This is a genomic window from Streptomyces djakartensis, from assembly GCF_014651075.1.
Lineage (GTDB): Bacteria > Actinomycetota > Actinomycetes > Streptomycetales > Streptomycetaceae > Streptomyces > Streptomyces djakartensis.
Genome location: NZ_BMWE01000003.1, coordinates 367,783 through 384,137 on the forward strand (window position 1 = coordinate 367,783; position 16,355 = coordinate 384,137).

Annotated in this window: 14 protein-coding genes; 11 read left to right on the plus strand and 3 right to left on the minus strand. The window is 71.6% G+C overall.

Annotation, left to right across the window (positions count from 1 at the left end; genetic code table 11):
* Window positions 1-180: 180 nt before the first annotated feature.
* On the plus strand, window positions 181-1,113 hold the full coding sequence (gene fmt / locus IE212_RS07540; RefSeq protein WP_190197003.1) for a methionyl-tRNA formyltransferase: 933 nt from the start codon (window positions 181-183) through the stop codon (window positions 1,111-1,113).
* A 120-nt stretch (window positions 1,114-1,233) separates the two neighbouring features.
* Window positions 1,234-2,661, plus strand: coding sequence for an RsmB/NOP family class I SAM-dependent RNA methyltransferase (locus IE212_RS07545; RefSeq protein ID WP_190196919.1), 1,428 nt, complete (start codon window positions 1,234-1,236; stop codon window positions 2,659-2,661).
* On the opposite strand, the gene IE212_RS07550 is transcribed toward IE212_RS07545, so the two are convergent.
* Complete coding sequence (locus IE212_RS07550; protein WP_190196920.1) at window positions 2,642-4,783, minus strand: MMPL family transporter; 2,142 nt, start codon at window positions 4,781-4,783, stop codon at window positions 2,642-2,644. The genes IE212_RS07545 and IE212_RS07550 overlap by 20 nt on opposite strands.
* A gap of 155 nt (window positions 4,784-4,938) precedes the next feature.
* Here IE212_RS07550 and rpe point away from each other — a divergent pair, with 155 nt between their 5' ends.
* From rpe to IE212_RS07585, 7 genes are all read left to right on the plus strand, one after another.
* Window positions 4,939-5,625: a ribulose-phosphate 3-epimerase gene (gene rpe, locus IE212_RS07555; RefSeq protein ID WP_190196921.1), complete on the plus strand. Its 687-nt coding sequence runs from the start codon at window positions 4,939-4,941 to the stop codon at window positions 5,623-5,625.
* A gap of 78 nt (window positions 5,626-5,703) precedes the next feature.
* Window positions 5,704-6,747, plus strand: a complete 1,044-nt coding sequence (locus tag IE212_RS07560) for a sugar-binding transcriptional regulator (protein ID WP_190196922.1) — start codon at window positions 5,704-5,706, stop codon at window positions 6,745-6,747.
* Window positions 6,748-6,768: 21 nt separating this feature from the next.
* Window positions 6,769-7,122 carry a barstar family protein gene (locus IE212_RS07565; RefSeq protein ID WP_190197004.1) on the plus strand — a complete coding sequence of 118 codons (354 nt, stop codon included), beginning with the start codon at window positions 6,769-6,771 and terminating at the stop codon, window positions 7,120-7,122.
* 108 nt (window positions 7,123-7,230) lie between these two features.
* Window positions 7,231-8,673, plus strand: coding sequence for a GuaB1 family IMP dehydrogenase-related protein (locus tag IE212_RS07570; protein ID WP_190196923.1), 1,443 nt, complete (start codon window positions 7,231-7,233; stop codon window positions 8,671-8,673).
* Window positions 8,674-9,003: 330 nt separating this feature from the next.
* Window positions 9,004-10,473, plus strand: a complete 1,470-nt coding sequence (locus IE212_RS07575; protein ID WP_190196924.1) for an amino acid permease — start codon at window positions 9,004-9,006, stop codon at window positions 10,471-10,473.
* Between the two features lie 10 nt (window positions 10,474-10,483).
* Complete coding sequence (locus IE212_RS07580; RefSeq protein WP_053668336.1) at window positions 10,484-10,936, plus strand: Lrp/AsnC family transcriptional regulator; 453 nt, start codon at window positions 10,484-10,486, stop codon at window positions 10,934-10,936.
* Between the two features lie 136 nt (window positions 10,937-11,072).
* A complete protein-coding gene (locus IE212_RS07585) occupies window positions 11,073-12,269 on the plus strand; it encodes an MFS transporter (protein ID WP_190196925.1) in 1,197 nt (398 codons plus the stop codon).
* On the opposite strand, the gene IE212_RS07590 is transcribed toward IE212_RS07585, so the two are convergent.
* A complete protein-coding gene (locus IE212_RS07590; protein ID WP_190196926.1) occupies window positions 12,238-12,774 on the minus strand; it encodes a Repetin in 537 nt (178 codons plus the stop codon). The genes IE212_RS07585 and IE212_RS07590 overlap by 32 nt on opposite strands.
* A gap of 299 nt (window positions 12,775-13,073) precedes the next feature.
* Here IE212_RS07590 and IE212_RS07595 point away from each other — a divergent pair, with 299 nt between their 5' ends.
* Window positions 13,074-13,862 (plus strand): carbon-nitrogen hydrolase family protein, encoded by a 789-nt coding sequence (locus IE212_RS07595; protein ID WP_190196927.1) that lies wholly within the window; start codon window positions 13,074-13,076, stop codon window positions 13,860-13,862.
* Between the two features lie 50 nt (window positions 13,863-13,912).
* Window positions 13,913-15,610 carry a flavin monoamine oxidase family protein gene (locus IE212_RS07600; RefSeq protein WP_190196928.1) on the plus strand — a complete coding sequence of 566 codons (1,698 nt, stop codon included), beginning with the start codon at window positions 13,913-13,915 and terminating at the stop codon, window positions 15,608-15,610.
* Here the strand turns inward: IE212_RS07600 and IE212_RS07605 are convergent.
* The gene (locus IE212_RS07605; protein WP_190196929.1) at window positions 15,607-16,332 is read right to left on the minus strand and encodes a DUF5995 family protein; all 726 of its coding nucleotides are present in this window, start codon (window positions 16,330-16,332) and stop codon (window positions 15,607-15,609) included. The genes IE212_RS07600 and IE212_RS07605 overlap by 4 nt on opposite strands.
* Window positions 16,333-16,355 lie beyond the last annotated feature (23 nt).

Below are 16,355 nucleotides of genomic sequence, written 5' to 3' on the forward strand. Positions count from 1 at the left end.
GGGCGCTGTCGGCGGCTTTGTGGTGCGTGGCTGATGGACTTGGGCGTTGCCCGTAGCTCTTGGCTGAGTGGCCGGGCTCTCCCGTGGGGGTGGGGCGCTGTCGGCGGCTTTGCGGTGCGTGGCTCATAGACTTGGGCGTTGCCCGTCGTCGATCCCTGCCCGAGAGGCCCCCACCACCCCATGAAGCTCGTCTTCGCCGGTACACCCGAGGTCGCCGTTCCCGCTCTGGACGCTCTTCTCGCCTCCGGGCGGCACGAGGTGGCCGCCGTCGTCACGCGGCCCGACGCGCCTGCCGGGCGCGGGCGCAGGCTCGTCGCGTCACCCGTCGCCGAACGGGCGGAGGAGGCCGGGATCGAGGTGCTGAAGCCCGCGAAGCCGAAGGACCCCGAGTTCCTCGAGCGGCTGCGGGAGATCGGGCCGGACTGCTGCCCCGTCGTCGCCTATGGAGCGCTGCTGCCCCGGGTGGCCCTCGACGTTCCCGCGCACGGCTGGGTCAATCTGCACTTCTCGCTGCTGCCGGCCTGGCGGGGCGCCGCGCCCGTGCAGCACGCCATCATGGCCGGTGACGAGATCACCGGGGCTTCGACCTTCCTGATCGAGGAGGGACTCGACTCGGGGCCGGTGTACGGGACGGTGACCGAGGAGATCCGGTCCACCGACACCAGCGGGGACCTGCTGACGCGGCTCGCGTTCGCCGGTGCCGGGCTGCTCGCGGCGACCATGGACGGGATCGAGGACGGCACGCTGAAGGCCGTGCCGCAGCCGGCCGAGGGGATCAGCCTGGCGCCGAAGGTCAACGTCGAGGACGCCCGCGTCGACTGGAACGCCCCCGCGCTGCGCGTCGACCGGATGGTGCGGGGCTGCACCCCGGCACCGGGCGCCTGGACCACGTTCCGTGGTGAGCGGCTCAAGCTCATCCAGGTCGCCTTGGTGCCGGACCGGACGGATCTCGCGCCGGGACAGATCGCCGCCCAGAAGAACAACGTGTATGCCGGCACCGGCTCGCACGGCGTCGAACTGCTGTGGGTGCAGGCCCAGGGCAAGAAGCCGATGCGGGCGGCGGACTGGGCACGCGGGGTGCGGATCGGCGCGGGGGAGCGGCTCGGAGCCTGATCCGCAGGTGGCGTGGGCCGGCCCGCCGGCTGAACGGGCTCACCCTCCCGTGACCTGTTCACACCCGGCGCGGCGTAGGCTGGACGGCGCACTTCTTCTCACACCCGGAGCACCTTTTTCGTGAGCGACCAGCCCCGTCGGCCCCGTTCGTCCGGCAAGCCCTACCGCCGGCCCAAGAAGGACCCTGTCCGCATCCTCGCCTTCGAGGCGCTGAGGGCCGTGGACGAGCGGGACGCCTACGCCAACCTCGTTCTGCCGCCCCTGTTGCGCAAGGCGCGGGAGAGGGAGGGCCCCGAGAACTTCGACGCCCGGGACGCGGCGCTCGCCACCGAGCTGGTGTACGGGACGCTGCGGCGGCAGGGAACGTACGACGCGGTCCTGGCGAACTGCGTGGACCGGCCGCTGGGGGAGGTCGACCCGCCGGTGCTGGACGCGCTGAGCCTCGGCGCGCACCAGTTGCTCGGGACCCGTATCCCGACCCACGCGGCCGTGTCCGCCACCGTCGAGCTCGCGCGGGTCGTGCTCGGCGACGGGCGGGCCAAGTTCGTCAACGCCGTGCTGCGCAAGGTCGCGCAGCACGATCTGGACGGCTGGCTGGAGCGCGTCGCGCCGCCCTACGACGACGATCCCGAGGAACACCTCGCCGTCGTCCACTCGCATCCGAGGTGGGTCGTGTCCGCGCTGTGGGACTCCCTCGGCGGCGGGCGCGCCGGTATCGAGGAACTGCTGAGCGCCGACAACGAGCGCCCCGAGGTGACACTGGTGGCGCGGCCCGGGCGATCCACCGCCGGGGAACTGCTCGACGAGGACGCCGCCGTGCCCGGACGCTGGTCCCCGTACGCCGTGCGGCTGACCGAGGGCGGCGAGCCGGGCGCTGTCGCCGCCGTACGGGACGGGCGTGCGGGTGTGCAGGACGAGGGCAGCCAGCTCGTGGCGATCGCGCTGGCGGGCGCGCCCCTGGACGGGCCCGACCGGCGGTGGCTGGACGGATGCGCGGGGCCCGGTGGCAAGGCCGCGCTGCTCGGCGCTCTGGCCGCCGAGCGAGGGGCCCTGCTGGTGGCCTCCGAGAAGCAGACCCACCGCGCGGGGCTGGTCGCCAGGGCACTGGACGGCAATCCCGGGCCCTATCAGGTGATCGCCGCCGACGGTACCCGCCCGGCCTGGCGGCCCGGCAGCTTCGACCGGGTGCTGGTCGACGTGCCCTGCACCGGCCTCGGCGCCCTGCGCCGGCGCCCCGAGGCACGCTGGCGGCGCCGGCCGGACGACCTGGAGGGGTTCGCGCCGTTGCAGCGCGGGCTGCTGCGCACCGCCCTGGAGTCGGTGCGGGTCGGTGGTGTCGTCGGCTACGCGACCTGCTCGCCGCACCTCGCCGAGACCCGGGCCGTGGTCGCCGACGTGCTCAAGCAGCACCCGGACACCGACCTCGTCGACGCCCGGCCGCTGCTGCCCGGCGTGCCGGACCTGGGCGAGGGGCCCGACGTCCAGCTGTGGCCGCATCTGCACGGGACCGACGCCATGTATCTGGCGCTCATTCGCCGGACCGGCTGACCCCCGCCCCCACGCCATCGCGGGCCGCCGCGCCGCCGTCCTCCCTGGCCAGGCGGTGCGGCCACCACACCTTCGGGCCGACGTCCAGGAACAGGGACGTCACCAGGACCGAGCGCACGATGAACGTGTCGATGAGGACGCCCAGCGCGACCGCGAAGCCGATCTCGGCGAAGCCCACCAGCGGGAGGGTGCCGAGGGCGGCGAAGGTGCCGGCCAGGACCAGGCCTGCGGAGGTGATGACCGCGCCGGTGGTGGCGAGCCCGGTGACCACGCCCGCTCTGGTGCCCTGGCGGGTCGCCTCCTCCCGGATGCGGGTGGTCAGGAAGATGTTGTAGTCGATGCCCAGGGCGACCAGGAAGACGAAGACGAACAGCGGGAAGTCGGTCGCCTCCCCCGCGTAGTCGAACACGTACCGGAAGGCCAGGGCGCTGATGCCGAGCGCCGCCGTGAACGACAGGATCACCGTACCGACCAGCAGCAGCGGGGCGATCAGGGCGCGCAGCAGGACGCACAGGATCAGCAGGACGACGACCAGCACCAGCGGGATGATCAGCACGTTGTCGTGCGTGGTCGCCTCGTCCATGTCCAGCAGAGCGGCCGTACCGCCGCCCACCTGGGCGTCGGCGTCCGGCACCGCGTGCACGGCGTCCCGGACGCGCTCCACCGTCTGCTTGGCCGCCGCGCTGTCCGCCGGGGCGGTCATGGTGGCCTCGAAGAGGACCTTGCCCTCGTGGATCGGTTTCGTGCCGGGTGGCAGGCCAAGGGACGTCGGAACCACGCCCTGCGTCCCGGCGACCGTGCGGCCCACCTGCTCGGCCTGCGCCCGGTTGCTCACGATGACCAGGGGATCACCGCTGCCCGCCGGGAAGTAGCGCGCCGACACCTCCTGACCGGTGATCGAGTCCGGTTTCCCGGTGAAGGCGTCCGCGTTGCCGATGCCCTCCGCCCGCAGCTGGATCAGGCCCAGCGAGCAGATCGCCAGGGCCACCGCCGTCACACTCCACGTCATCCGGGGCCTGTGCGCGATGCGGTGGCCCATACGCGCCCAGACGCCGCGCTCGGTCGGGTCGGCCGTGCCGAGGTGCGGGATCACCGGCCAGAAGATCCACCGGCCGAAGATCACCAGCAGGGCGGGGAACAGGCTCATCATCGCCAGCGCCGCGACCGCCACGCCGATCGCGGCGACCGGCCCCAGGCTGCTCGTGGAGTTCATCTCGGCGACCAGCAGCACCAGCATGCTCAGCACGACCGTCGCGCCGGAGGCGAGGACCGCAGGGCCGGCGCGGTGCAGCGCGAGGGCCATCGCCTCGTGCCGGTCCTCGTGCCGGCGCAGCTCCTCCCGGTAGCGGGCGACCAGCAGCAAGGCGTAGTCCGTCCCGGCGCCGAAGACGAGCACCGTGAGGATGCCCGCGCTCTGCCCGTTGACGGTCAGGCCCGCGTGCTCCGCCAGCAGGTAGATCAGCGCCTGTGCGGTGAACAGCGCGCACACCACCGCGATCAGCGGGACCAGCAGCAGGGTGGGGCTGCGGTACGTGATGAGCAGCATGACGATGACCACGGCCATCGCCGCGAACAGCAGCGTCGAGTCGATGCCCTCGAAGGCCTTCGCGAAGTCGGCGGAGGTGCCGCCCGGGCCGGTCACGTGTACGGCCAGCCCGGCCCCGCTCTCCCCGACGTCCTCCCGGATGGAGTCGACGGCGGGCGAGATCCGCTCCCAGCCCTTCTCGTCCATCATGATCGGCACGAGCACCTGCGCCGCCCGCGGATCGGCCTGCCGGTCGAACACGGGCCCCCGGGTCTGCGCCCCGATGATGCCGTGGTCCCGCAGCTCCTTGAGCTGCCGCACGTCCTCGGCGATGCGGGCCCGGTCCGGGGCGGTCAGCCCGCTGTCCCGGGCGTAGATCACCACCGCCGGGATCTGCTCGGGCCGGAAGTCCTCGGAGATCTCCAGCACCTGCGTGGACTCCGCGGACCCCGGCAGCCAGGACGCGGCGTCGTTGTCCTGGGCGTCGGTGAGCTTCATGGCGAACGGCGCCGCGACGAACAGCACCACCAGCCACAGCACGAGCACCAGCCACTTGGCCCGCCGCCCGCAGACGAGATGCGCGACGCCCTGCTTCATGGCCACCCCCTCCGCAGAAGCGCCCCGCAAGGGGCGCGGGCCGGTGACATCTGCGGCTCCGCCGCGTGGGCGCGAGCAAGCACCCACGGCCCGCAGCCAACAGACCACCGGGGACCGATGCCCGCAACCCCCGGAGGGCATGGCAGTCTTAGGACATGGCCGTGCAGATCAACCCCAGCATCCTGTCCGCCGACTTCGCCCGCCTCGCGGACCAGGCGAAGGCCGTGGAGGGAGCCGACTGGCTCCACGTCGACGTCATGGACAACCATTTCGTCCCGAACCTCACGCTCGGTGTGCCGGTCGTAGAGTCGCTGGCCCGTGCGACGGACACTCCGCTGGACTGCCACCTGATGATCGAGGCCCCCGATCGCTGGGCGCCCCAGTACGTGGAGGCGGGGGCCGGTTCCGTCACCTTCCACGTCGAGGCCGCCGCCGCCCCGGTCCGGCTCGCCCGGGAGATCCGTGCCAAGGGCGCCCGCGCCTCCATGGCGCTGAAGCCCGCGACCCCGATCGAGCCGTACGAGGACCTGCTCCCCGAGCTCGACATGCTGCTGATCATGACGGTCGAACCGGGCTTCGGGGGACAGGCCTTCCTCGACATCATGCTTCCCAAGATTCGCCGCACCCGCGAGTTGATCAGCAAGCACGGACTGGAGCTCTGGCTCCAGGTGGACGGCGGAGTGTCGGCTTCCACCATCGAGCGTTGCGCGGACGCCGGGGCCGACGTCTTCGTGGCCGGATCGGCGGTCTACGGGGCAAACGACCCGGCAGAGGCGGTACGTGCACTACGCACACAGGCGGAGGCGACGACGGCCAAGGCCTCCTGGGCCTGCGACCACTGAGCCACAGCCAAGTGAACGGCTCCGATCAGGGCTGATCAAGCGCGCCGGATCTGCAAGGATGAACGGCGAATCCAGAGTGTGAACAGCAGTGAGGAGATCGCCGTGTCGGGTATGTCGGCGGGCCGGTCAGCCATGCGGATGGGACCCGCTGAGCTGGTGCAGGCGGCGGCCATGGCCCGCCGCTTCTACCTCGAGGGCAAGTCCAAGATCCAGATCGCGGAGGAGTTCGGCGTCAGCCGCTTCAAGGTGGCCCGGGTCCTGGAGACCGCCCTCGAACGGGATCTCGTGCGCATCGAGATCCGTGTGCCCGCCGAGCTGGACGCGGATCGCTCGGACGCGCTCCGTGCCCGCTACGGCCTCAGGCACGCCGTCGTGGTCGAGTCCCCGGCCGAGGCCGAGGAGACGCCCGACCCCGAGAACCTGGGAGAGGTGGCCGCCGACCTGCTCGGCGAACTGGTCGACGAAGGTGACGTCCTGGGCCTGGCCTGGGGCCGCTCCACCATCCACATGGCGGCGGCGCTCGACCGGCTGCCGCCGTGCACGGTGGTGCAGCTGACGGGCGTGTACGACGCCGGGACCGCCGAGCGCGGTTCGGTCGAGGCCGTACGCCGCGCCGCCCAGGTGTCCGGGGGCGACGCCCACCCCATCTACGCCCCGATGCTGCTGCCCGACGCGGCCACGGCCTCGGCGCTGCGCAACCAGACGGGCATCGCCCGGGCCTTCGAGCACTTCGACAAGGTCACCGTCGCCTGTGTCTCCATCGGCTCCTGGGAGCCGGGCATCTCCACGGTGCACGACATGCTCAGTGACGAGGAGCGCGCGCACTACGCCTCCCTCGGTGTCGCCGCCGAGATGTCGGCGCACCTCTTCGACGCCGAGGGCCGCCGGGTCGGCCGCGACCTGGGCGAGCGGTGCATCACCGTCAAGGCCGACCAGCTGCGCCGGATCCCCGAGGTCGTCGCGATCGCGGGCGGGCAGCGCAAGGGGCCCGCGATCGACGCGGTGCTGCGCTCCGGGCTGGTCACCAGCCTGGTGACGGACACCTCGGCCGCGGACTACCTGATGACGGCGGGCCCGCCGCCGAAGTCCGCGCTCAACCGGGCCGACCCGGACGGAGTCTGACGCGTGGTCCAGTCGCACGGGGTGCCGGACGACCCGGCGGGCCGGATCGTGATCGTCCTGGACCTCGACGGGGTCACGGACAAGGCGGGCCTCATGGACCGCTGCGCCCGTGACCTGGCGCTGCCCGAGTGGTTCGGCCGCGACTGGGACGCCCTCGCCGACAGCCTGTCCGACCCCGCCCTGTGGCCCGAGGGCGCTCAGGAGCGGGGGCTGCTGGTCGTCGTCGTGGGCTGGCGGACGTACGCCGCGACACGGCCCGAGGAGTGGCAGGTCGCCGAGGAGATCTTCGCCGAGGCGACGGACCGGGGGCCGGGCCTCTTCGTGACCCTCGGCCTTGGAGAATCCTCCAAGCAGGGCCCTGACCAGCCTGGATGATCTGCTGGGGGTTGTTCGCACGACCGGCATGGGAGAATGAAGTACGTGCTCTTTCCCCCTGGCCGGCCGGTTGGGGGGTCACCTCTGATCGACTGGGATGTGCAGCACGTGCGTTTCCTCAATGACATCCAGCCCGGGTACGACCTGACGTACGACGACGTCTTCATGGTGCCGAGCCGCTCCGCGGTCGGCTCGCGGCAGGGCGTCGACCTCAGCGCCCCGGACGGCACGGGCACCACCATCCCGCTCGTCGTCGCCAACATGACCGCCATCGCCGGGCGCCGCATGGCCGAGACCGTGGCCCGCCGCGGTGGCCTCGTCGTCATACCGCAGGACATCCCGATCGAGGTGGTCACCGAGGTCATCTCCTGGGTGAAGAGCCGTCATCTGGTCCTGGACACCCCGATCATCCTGTCCCCGCACCAGACCGTCGCGGACGCGCTGTCCCTGCTGCCCAAGCGCGCGCACAACGCGGGCGTCGTCGTCGACGAGGACCACAAGCCGGTCGGCGTCGTCACCGACTCCGACCTGTCCGGCGTGGACCGCTTCACCCAGCTCGCCGAGGTCATGTCCCGCGACCTGCTGCTGATCGACGCGGACATGGACCCGGGGGAGGCCTTCGACACCCTCGACCACGCCAACCGCCGCTACGCCCCGGCGGTCAACGAGGACGGCACGCTCGCCGGCATCCTCACCCGCAAGGGCGCCCTGCGCGCCACGCTCTACCAGCCGGCCACCGACGCGCGGGGCAGGCTCCGCATCGCCGCCGCCGTCGGCATCAACGGCGACGTCGCGGGCAAGGCCGAGCAGCTGCTGGACGCGGGTGCCGACGCGCTCGTCATCGACACGGCGCACGGCCACCAGGAGTCGATGATCAGCGCCCTGAAGCTGGTGCGCGACCTCGACCCGCAGGTGCCGATCGTCGCGGGCAACGTCGTGGCCGCCGCGGGTGTGCGCGACCTGATCGAGGCCGGTGCGGACATCGTCAAGGTGGGTGTCGGGCCCGGTGCCATGTGCACCACGCGCATGATGACCGGCGTCGGGCGGCCGCAGTTCTCCGCCGTCCTGGAGTGCGCCGCCGAGGCGAGGAAGTACGGCAAGCACGTGTGGGCCGACGGCGGCGTCCGCCACCCCCGCGACGTGGCCATGGCCCTCGCGGCCGGTGCGTCCAACGTGATGATCGGCTCCTGGTTCGCGGGCACCTACGAGTCCCCGGGCGACCTCCAGCACGACGCTCAGGGGCGTGCCTACAAGGAGTCCTTCGGCATGGCGTCCGCCCGCGCGGTGCGCAACCGCACCTCGGAGGAGTCGGCATACGACCGGGCCCGCAAGGCGCTGTTCGAGGAGGGCATCTCCACCTCCCGGATGTTCCTCGACCCGGACCGCCCCGGCGTCGAGGACCTGATCGACTCGATCATCGCGGGCGTCCGCTCCTCCTGCACCTACGCCGGGGCCGGCTCCCTGGAGGAATTCGCGGAGAAGGCCATCGTCGGCATCCAGAGCGCCGCCGGCTACGCGGAGGGCAAGCCGCTGCACGCCAGCTGGAGCTGACGCTCCCCGGCGTCGCGTCGTCGGCCCCCGTCGACCCGCTCCGCGGGAACGCGGGGGCCGTTCCGTGTGCTCACCGGCGTGGTCGTCAGGGCCTCGTCGAAGTGGTCTCGCGCAACGGTCGACACGCCTACCGCAACGAAAAGTCACGGAGCGCGGAGCAACGCAATGATCTTGCGGGGATGCGCAAGGTTGCTGCATTTCACCAGCAACGCCAATCCTCGTAGGCTGTCGCCTCGTACGTGGCGTGGCGGGGACTCCGCTAGGTGGTCCCTGCTCAAGGGTGCTGCCGGTCCCTGCCGCCCTGACCGGCAGCGATGAAGGAGCCAGCGCGTGCTCGACCAAGGCGCACCCCCGCAGAACCCAGGCCAGACCGCCGTATCCGCCTCCCCTGGCATCGGCGCGCGCCTCATGCGTCGTAAGCCCGTGGAACGCCTGGTCGCCGAGGGCGGCCAGGGCGAGGGAGGGTCGCTGCGGCGCTCCCTCGGGCTGTGGCAGCTCACCATGATCAGCATCGGTGCCACCCTCGGCACCGGCATCTTCGTCGTCCTCGGCGAGGCCGTCCCCAAGGCGGGACCGGCCGTCACGCTCGCCTTCGTCATCGCCGGTCTGACCGCCCTGTTCTCGGCCCTGTCCTACGCCGAGCTCGCGGGCACCATCCCGGTCTCCGGCTCCTCGTACTCGTATGCGTACGCAACGATGGGCGAGCTGATCGCCTGGATCTGCGGCTGGTGCCTGGTCCTGGAGTACGGCGTCTCGGTCGCCGCCGTCGCCGTCGGCTGGGGCGAATACCTCAACGAGCTGCTCGACGGGACGATAGGCGTCACCATCCCGGCGGCCCTCTCCGCTCCGCCCGGCGACGGCGGTGTCTTCAACCTGCCGGCGCTGATCGTCGTCCTCCTCGCCATGGCGTTCCTGCTGGGCGGCGCCCGCGAGTCCGCCCGCGCCAACACCGTCATGGTCATCGTCAAGATCGGCGCCCTGGTGCTGTTCTGCGCCATCGGCGTGCAGGGTTTCCGCTCCGGCAACTACGAGAACTTCATGCCGCTCGGCATGGCCGGTGTGAGCGCCGCGGGAGCGACCCTGTTCTTCTCCTACATCGGCTTCGACGCCGCGTCCACCGCCGGTGAGGAGGCGAAGAACGCCCAGCGCGACCTGCCCCGCGCGATCATGCTGTCGCTGGTCATCGTCACCGCCCTGTACGTGCTCGTCGCGGCCGTCGCGGTCGGCGCCAAGCCCTGGAAGAACTTCACCGACTCCGAGGCCGCCCTCGCCCAGATCATGCGCGAGGTCACCGGACAGACGTTCTGGGGCACCCTGCTGGCGTTCTGCGCCGTCATCGCCATCGCGAGCGTCGTCCTGACCGTGCTGTACGGCCAGACCCGCGTCCTGTTCGCCATGTCCCGCGACGGACTGGTGCCCAAGGTCTTCGCCAAGGTCAACCCGAAGACCGGCACGCCTCGCGCCAACACCCTGATCGTGTCCCTGTTCTGCGGTGTCCTGGCCGCCGCGATCCCGCTCGGGCAGCTCGCCGACGCCACCAGCATCGGCACCCTGTTCGCCTTCGCGCTGGTCAACGTGGCCGTCGTGGTGCTGCGCCGGACCCGGCCGGACATGCCCCGTACCTTCCGGGTGCCGCTCTCCCCGGTCCTGCCCGCCGTGGGCTTCGGCTTCTGCCTGTGGATGATGGGCAGCCTGCCGGCCATCACCTGGGTGGTCTTCGGTGTCTGGATGGCCGCCGGGCTCGTGTTCTACTTCGGGTACGGCTACCGCCGTTCCCGACTGGCACCATCCGAGAAGTGACCAACTCACTGTGCTGAACGATCTCGACGAACGCATCGTGCACGCCCTCGCCGAGGACGCCCGCCGCTCCTACGCCGACATCGGCCAACTGGTCGGCCTGTCCGCGCCCGCCGTGAAACGGCGCGTGGACCGGCTGCGCGCCACCGGAGCCATCACCGGCTTCACCGTACGGGTGGACCCGGGCGCCCTCGGCTGGGAGACGGAGGGGTTCGTCGAGATCTACTGCCGCGGCAACACCTCCCCGGAGACCATCCAGCGGGGGCTGGAGCGCTACCAGGAGGTCGTGGCCGCCTCCACCGTCACCGGGGACGCGGACGCGATCGCCCAGGTCTTCGCCTCCGACATGCGGCACTTCGAACGGGTCCTGGAGAGGATCGCCGGGGAGCCGTTCGTCGAGCGGACCAAGTCCGTGCTCGTCCTGTCGCCGCTGCTGCGGCGCTTCTCGTCGGGATCGCCCACGTAATCCACGGGACGATCCGCCGGTCAGCCCTTAGCATCGGGGGCATGACCTGGCGACATTGATCCACCAGCCGCGCCTCCCGAGGGCCGCCTCGGACGCCGTACCTCCGGCATCCGATCCGTCCCCGCGGGAAGGCCTCATGACAGTCTCACCCACACGCGTGACCGCCACCGGCGTCCGCCGGCTGACGGTCACGCTGTACGGCTACGCGTTCCTCGACGACTTCGTCCTGCTCTATCCGGTGTACGCGCTGCTGTTCGCCGGCACCGGCATGTCGCTCTGGCAGATCTCCTCGCTTTTCGCCCTGTGGTCGATCACGTCAGTCGTACTGGAGGTGCCCTCCGGTGCCTGGGCCGACGCGGTGTCGCGTCGCCGGCTGCTGTGGACCGGCCCGCTGCTCACCGCCGCCGGCTTCGCGCTGTGGGTGGTTCTCCCCTCCTACGGGGCCTTCGCGATCGGCTTCGTCCTGTGGGGCGCGGGCGGGGCGCTCGGCTCCGGCGCGCTGGAGGCTCTGGTCTACGACGAGCTGGACCGGCTCGGCGCCGCCGGCCGGTACGCGCGGGTCATGGGCCGGGCCCGGGCCGCGCGGCTGCTGGGCACCGTGGCCGCCACCGGTCTCGCGGGGCCCGTCCTCGCCGAGGGGGGTTACGCGGCCGTCGGCGCCGCCAGCTTCCTGGCCTGTGTGCTGACCGCCGTCACCGCGACCCGGTTCCCCGAGCACCGGGCGCGGCCGGAGACCGCCCGCCCCGGCTGGGCGACGACCCTGCGGACCGGACTCGCCGAGGTGCGCGGGGACCGTTCGGTGCGTGGCGCTCTGCTGCTGGTCCCGGCGGTGGCCGCGGTGTGGGGCGCGCTCGACGAGTACACCCCGCTGCTGGTCCGGGACACCGGCGTCGCCGAGGCGACGGTGCCCTACCTGATCATGGCGATCTGGGCCGGCGTCACCGTCGGCAGCCTCCTGGCCGGACCGGCCGAACGCCTCGGCACGAGGGGGCTCGCGGCACTGATCGCGGGCGCCGCGCTCGCCCTGGCCGTCGGCGCCGTGTCGCGCTCCCTGGCCGGCATCGCCCTCCTGAGCCTCGCCTTCGCCGGTTTCCAGCTGGCCGAGGTACTCGCCGACGCCCGCCTCCAGCACCGTGTCGAGGAGTCCCGAAGGGCCACGCTCACCTCGGTGGCGAGCCTGGTCACCGAGCTGGCCACCGTCGCCACGTTCGGCGTGTACGCGCTGCTCGGCAGGGGCATGCCGCACAGCACGGTCTTCGCCGTGCTGGCGGTTCCCTACCTGGTGACAGCCCTGGCGCTGGCTAGAGCTCGGGCTGCCACGGCACGACCGTGAAGTCGCCCGTCCCCTTCTCGACCTTCTCGAAGGGGGCGGAGCTGACGCACTTCGGCGGCTCGTTCCCCTCACTGGGACTGCCCGTCGCGGCCCAGCTGTAGCCGAGCCGGTCGTGACGCCCGAGGTCGTGGACGGTGACGCCGACCCGCCTGCCCTCGGCGCCCGGCAGGTCCGACTCCGTGATCACACCGGAGACGACGGCCACCTTGCCCCCTGTGAGCAAGCAGTCGACCCTGACCTCGGCCCGAGCGCCCGAGCCGTTCAGGTAGTGGCTGAACTCGAAAGTGCCGGTGGCCTTCGCGGGGTCGGCCTTGTCCCTCGCGGCCAGGTGCGCGTCGAACGAGAAGGTGATGTCGTCCCCGTCCGAGCGGTACAGCTCGGCGGCGCCGGTGAGGGCCGCGGCCTCCCGCCCCCGGGGCGCGTCCGAGGCGGTCGCGGCCGACGCCACCCCGGCGGTGAGCAGCAGCGCGGAGCCCAGTACGACGATCTTGGTACGGCGCTTCATCTCGTTCCTTCCCGCAGGTCGATCGGACAGCCCCTACTCTCGCGGCCCGGCACGGCCAGGACATCGCGCTGCGGGCGGGACCCCGCCTCCGCCGGACGGCGGAAGGGAGCGGGACGGACCGGGCTTCGAGGAGGAACCGGGATCCGACTCACGTCGCGCAACGAATCGCCGTCCGGCGCCCGGCGCACGCAACGAACCGTTCACCGGCGCGCAACGGCTCCTTCTTGTCCCCCCTGGTCAGCCGCCCGTACCTTCTATGTGGCCCCTCCAACCACCCTTCCGCCCGCTGAGGAACACGCATGCGCACCGCCCTGCTCCAGAGCTCCGGCCGCCCCGGCTCGACCGCCGAGAACCTCAAGGTCCTCGACGAGGCCGCGGGCCGGGCCGCCGCCGCGGGCGCGGGGCTGCTGGTGACGCCGGAGATGTTCCTGACCGGGTACGCGATCGGCGACGACATCGGCCGGCTCGCCGAACCCGCCGACGGCGACTGCGCCGACGCGATCGCCGAGACAGCCACCAGGCACGGCCTGGCGATCGCCTACGGCTACCCTGAGCGGGCCGGCGCGACGGTGTTCAACTCCGCCCAGCTGATCTCAGCGGACGGCACCCGTCTGGCCAACTACCGCAAGACGCACCTCTTTGGCTGCTTCGAGCGCGACCACTTCACCCCGGGCGACCGGCCGGTGGTCCAGGCGGAGATCGACGGTGTCCGGGTCGGCGTCCTGATCTGCTACGACGTCGAGTTCCCGGAGAACGTCCGCGCCCACGCCCTCGCCGGGACCGACCTGCTGGTCGTCCCGACGGCGCAGATGCACCCGTTCCAGTTCGTCGCCGAGTCGATGATCCCGGTGCGGGCCTTCGAGAACCAGATGTACGTCGCGTACGTCAACCGGGCCGGGCGGGAAGGGGAGTTCGAGTTCGTCGGCCTCTCCACACTCGCGGGGCCCGACGGGGTCGCCCGCACCCGCGCCGGGCGCGGCGAGGAACTCGTGCTCGCCGACGTCGACCCGGCCTTCCTCGCAGCCTCCCGCGAGACCAACCCGTACCTGCGGGACCGGCGCCCCGGCCTGTACCAGTCGCTGATCTGACACCCCCCCGAGCTTCCCTCCCGTTCTTTCCTGCAAGGAGTCCGTACCCCATGACGTCCACCGTGCCCAACGCCGTCGAGCACGCAGACGCGCAGCAGCCGCCGATCACCATGTTCGGCCCGGACTTCCCTTACGCCTACGACGACTTCCTTGCCCACCCGGCCGGTCTCGGACAGATACCCGCGACCGAGCACGGCGCGGAGGTCGCGGTCATCGGCGGCGGTCTGTCCGGCATCGTCGCCGCGTACGAGCTGATGAAGATGGGCCTCAAGCCGGTGGTCTACGAGGCCGACCAGATCGGTGGGCGTCTTCGGACGGTGGGCTTCGACGGCTGCGACGAGTCCCTCACCGCCGAGATGGGCGCGATGCGCTTCCCGCCGTCCTCCACCGCCCTCCAGCACTACATCGACCTGGTCGGCCTCGAGACGCGGCCCTTCCCCAACCCCCTGGCGGAAGCGACCCCGTCGACCGTCGTCGACCTCAAGGGCGAGTCGCACTACGCCGAGACCATCGACGACCTGCCGCAGGTGTACCGGGACGTCGCCGAGGCCTGGAACCGCTGCCTGGAGGAGGGCGCCGACTTCTCCGACATGAACCGGGCCCTGCGCGAGCGGGACGTCCCGCGCATCCGTGAGATCTGGTCCAGGCTCGTCGAGAAGCTCGACAACCAGACCTTCTACGGCTTCCTGTGCGACTCCGAGGCGTTCCGGTCCTTCCGGCACCGCGAGATCTTCGGCCAGGTCGGCTTCGGCACGGGCGGCTGGGACACCGACTTCCCCAACTCCATCCTGGAGATCCTGCGCGTCGTCTACACCGAGGCCGACGACCACCACCGCGGCATCGTCGGCGGCTCCCAGCAACTGCCGCTGCGCCTGTGGGAGCGCGAGCCGCAGAAGATCGTCCACTGGGCTCAGGGGACCTCGCTGGCGAGCCTGCACGAGGGCCGCGAGCCCCGCCCGGCGGTGACCCGCCTGCACCGCACCGCAGGCAACCGGATCACGGTGACGGACGCGCGCGGCGACATCCGCACCTACCGGGCGGCGATCTTCACCGCCCAGTCCTGGATGCTGCTGTCGAAGATCGACTGCGACGACTCGCTCTTCCCGATCGACCACTGGACCGCCATCGAGCGCACCCACTACATGGAGAGCTCCAAGCTCTTCGTGCCGGTCGACCGCCCGTTCTGGCTGGACAAGGACGAGGAGACGGGCCGGGACGTCATGTCGATGACGCTCACCGACCGCATGACGCGCGGCACCTACCTGCTGGACGACGGCCCGGACAAGCCCGCCGTCATCTGCCTCTCGTACACCTGGTGCGACGACAGCCTCAAGTGGCTGCCGCTGTCGGCGAACGAGCGGATGGAGGTCATGCTGAAGTCGCTCGGCGAGATCTATCCCAAGGTCGACATCCGCAAGCACATCATCGGCAACCCGGTCACCGTGTCCTGGGAGAACGAGCCCTACTTCATGGGCGCGTTCAAGGCCAACCTCCCCGGTCACTACCGCTACCAGCGGCGCCTGTTCACCCACTTCATGCAGGACCGGCTGCCCGAGGACAAGCGCGGCATCTTCCTCGCCGGCGACGACATCTCCTGGACGGCCGGCTGGGCCGAGGGCGCGATCCAGACCGCCCTCAACGCGGTCTGGGGCGTCATGCACCACCTCGGCGGCACGACCGACCCGACCAACCCGGGGCCCGGCGACGTCTACGACGACATCGCACCGGTCGAGCTGCCGGAGGACTAGGAGAACCGGCAGCGCGCGGGCGGCGGTTCGGGCAGGGGCGTGAGCAGCATGCGCCCCGCGAAACCCACCGCCGTGTCCAGACGCTCGGTGAACTCGGTCGCGACATCCGGGAGTTCACTCAGCGCCCACAGGGCCCGGGCCGCCGTCCACGCCGCGTCCCTGGCCCGCTCCAGGCTCCATGAGCCGAGCAGATGGGTCAGCGGATCGGCGATCTGGAGGAGGTCGGGACCCGGCATCAGGTCTTCGCGGATGCGCTCCTCAAGCGAGACGAGGAGATCGCCCACCGTGTCGAACTCGTCCTCCAGCTCGGCCGGTGCGCAGCCGAGCGTACGGCAGGTGTCCACGACGGCCAGTGCGAGATCGTGCCCGATGTGCGCGTTGATGCCCGCGAGCGCGAACTGCACCGGCCGTACGCCCGGATGCCGGCGGAACTGGAACAGCGGCCGCCAGCAGGCGGGGGGAGGCCGCTCGTCCGCGACCCCCTCCACGACGGTCAGGTACCGCTGCGCGAACCGGACGGACAGCGTGATCGCGGCGCACCGGTCGGCGAACCGCCCGGTGTCCACATGCCGGTCCACCGCCTGGGTCACGGTGAGGTAGACGCGGTTGAAGACGGCCACGCCGTCCCGGGGATCCAGCGTCGCGTCGAGGGCGCGCATACGGGAGACGACTCCGTCGACCGGAGTGTCCACGGCCGGGGGGACTTGTTCGCATCGCGGCATGCGGGCAGCGTCGCAGTTCCGGA

Bases quoted from the DNA above. Each gene is read 5' to 3' on its own strand.
- fmt (WP_190197003.1), top strand. From the start codon at position 181: ATGAAGCTCGTCTTCGCCGGTACACCCGAGGTCGCCGTTCCCGCTCTG.
- IE212_RS07550 (WP_190196920.1), bottom strand. From the start codon at position 4,783: ATGAAGCAGGGCGTCGCGCATCTCGTCTGCGGGCGGCGGGCCAAGTGG.
- rpe (WP_190196921.1), top strand. From the start codon at position 4,939: ATGGCCGTGCAGATCAACCCCAGCATCCTGTCCGCCGACTTCGCCCGC.
- IE212_RS07585 (WP_190196925.1), top strand. From the start codon at position 11,073: ATGACAGTCTCACCCACACGCGTGACCGCCACCGGCGTCCGCCGGCTG.
- IE212_RS07590 (WP_190196926.1), bottom strand. From the start codon at position 12,774: ATGAAGCGCCGTACCAAGATCGTCGTACTGGGCTCCGCGCTGCTGCTC.
- IE212_RS07595 (WP_190196927.1), top strand. From the start codon at position 13,074: ATGCGCACCGCCCTGCTCCAGAGCTCCGGCCGCCCCGGCTCGACCGCC.
- IE212_RS07600 (WP_190196928.1), top strand. From the start codon at position 13,913: ATGACGTCCACCGTGCCCAACGCCGTCGAGCACGCAGACGCGCAGCAG.
- IE212_RS07605 (WP_190196929.1), bottom strand. From the start codon at position 16,332: ATGCCGCGATGCGAACAAGTCCCCCCGGCCGTGGACACTCCGGTCGAC.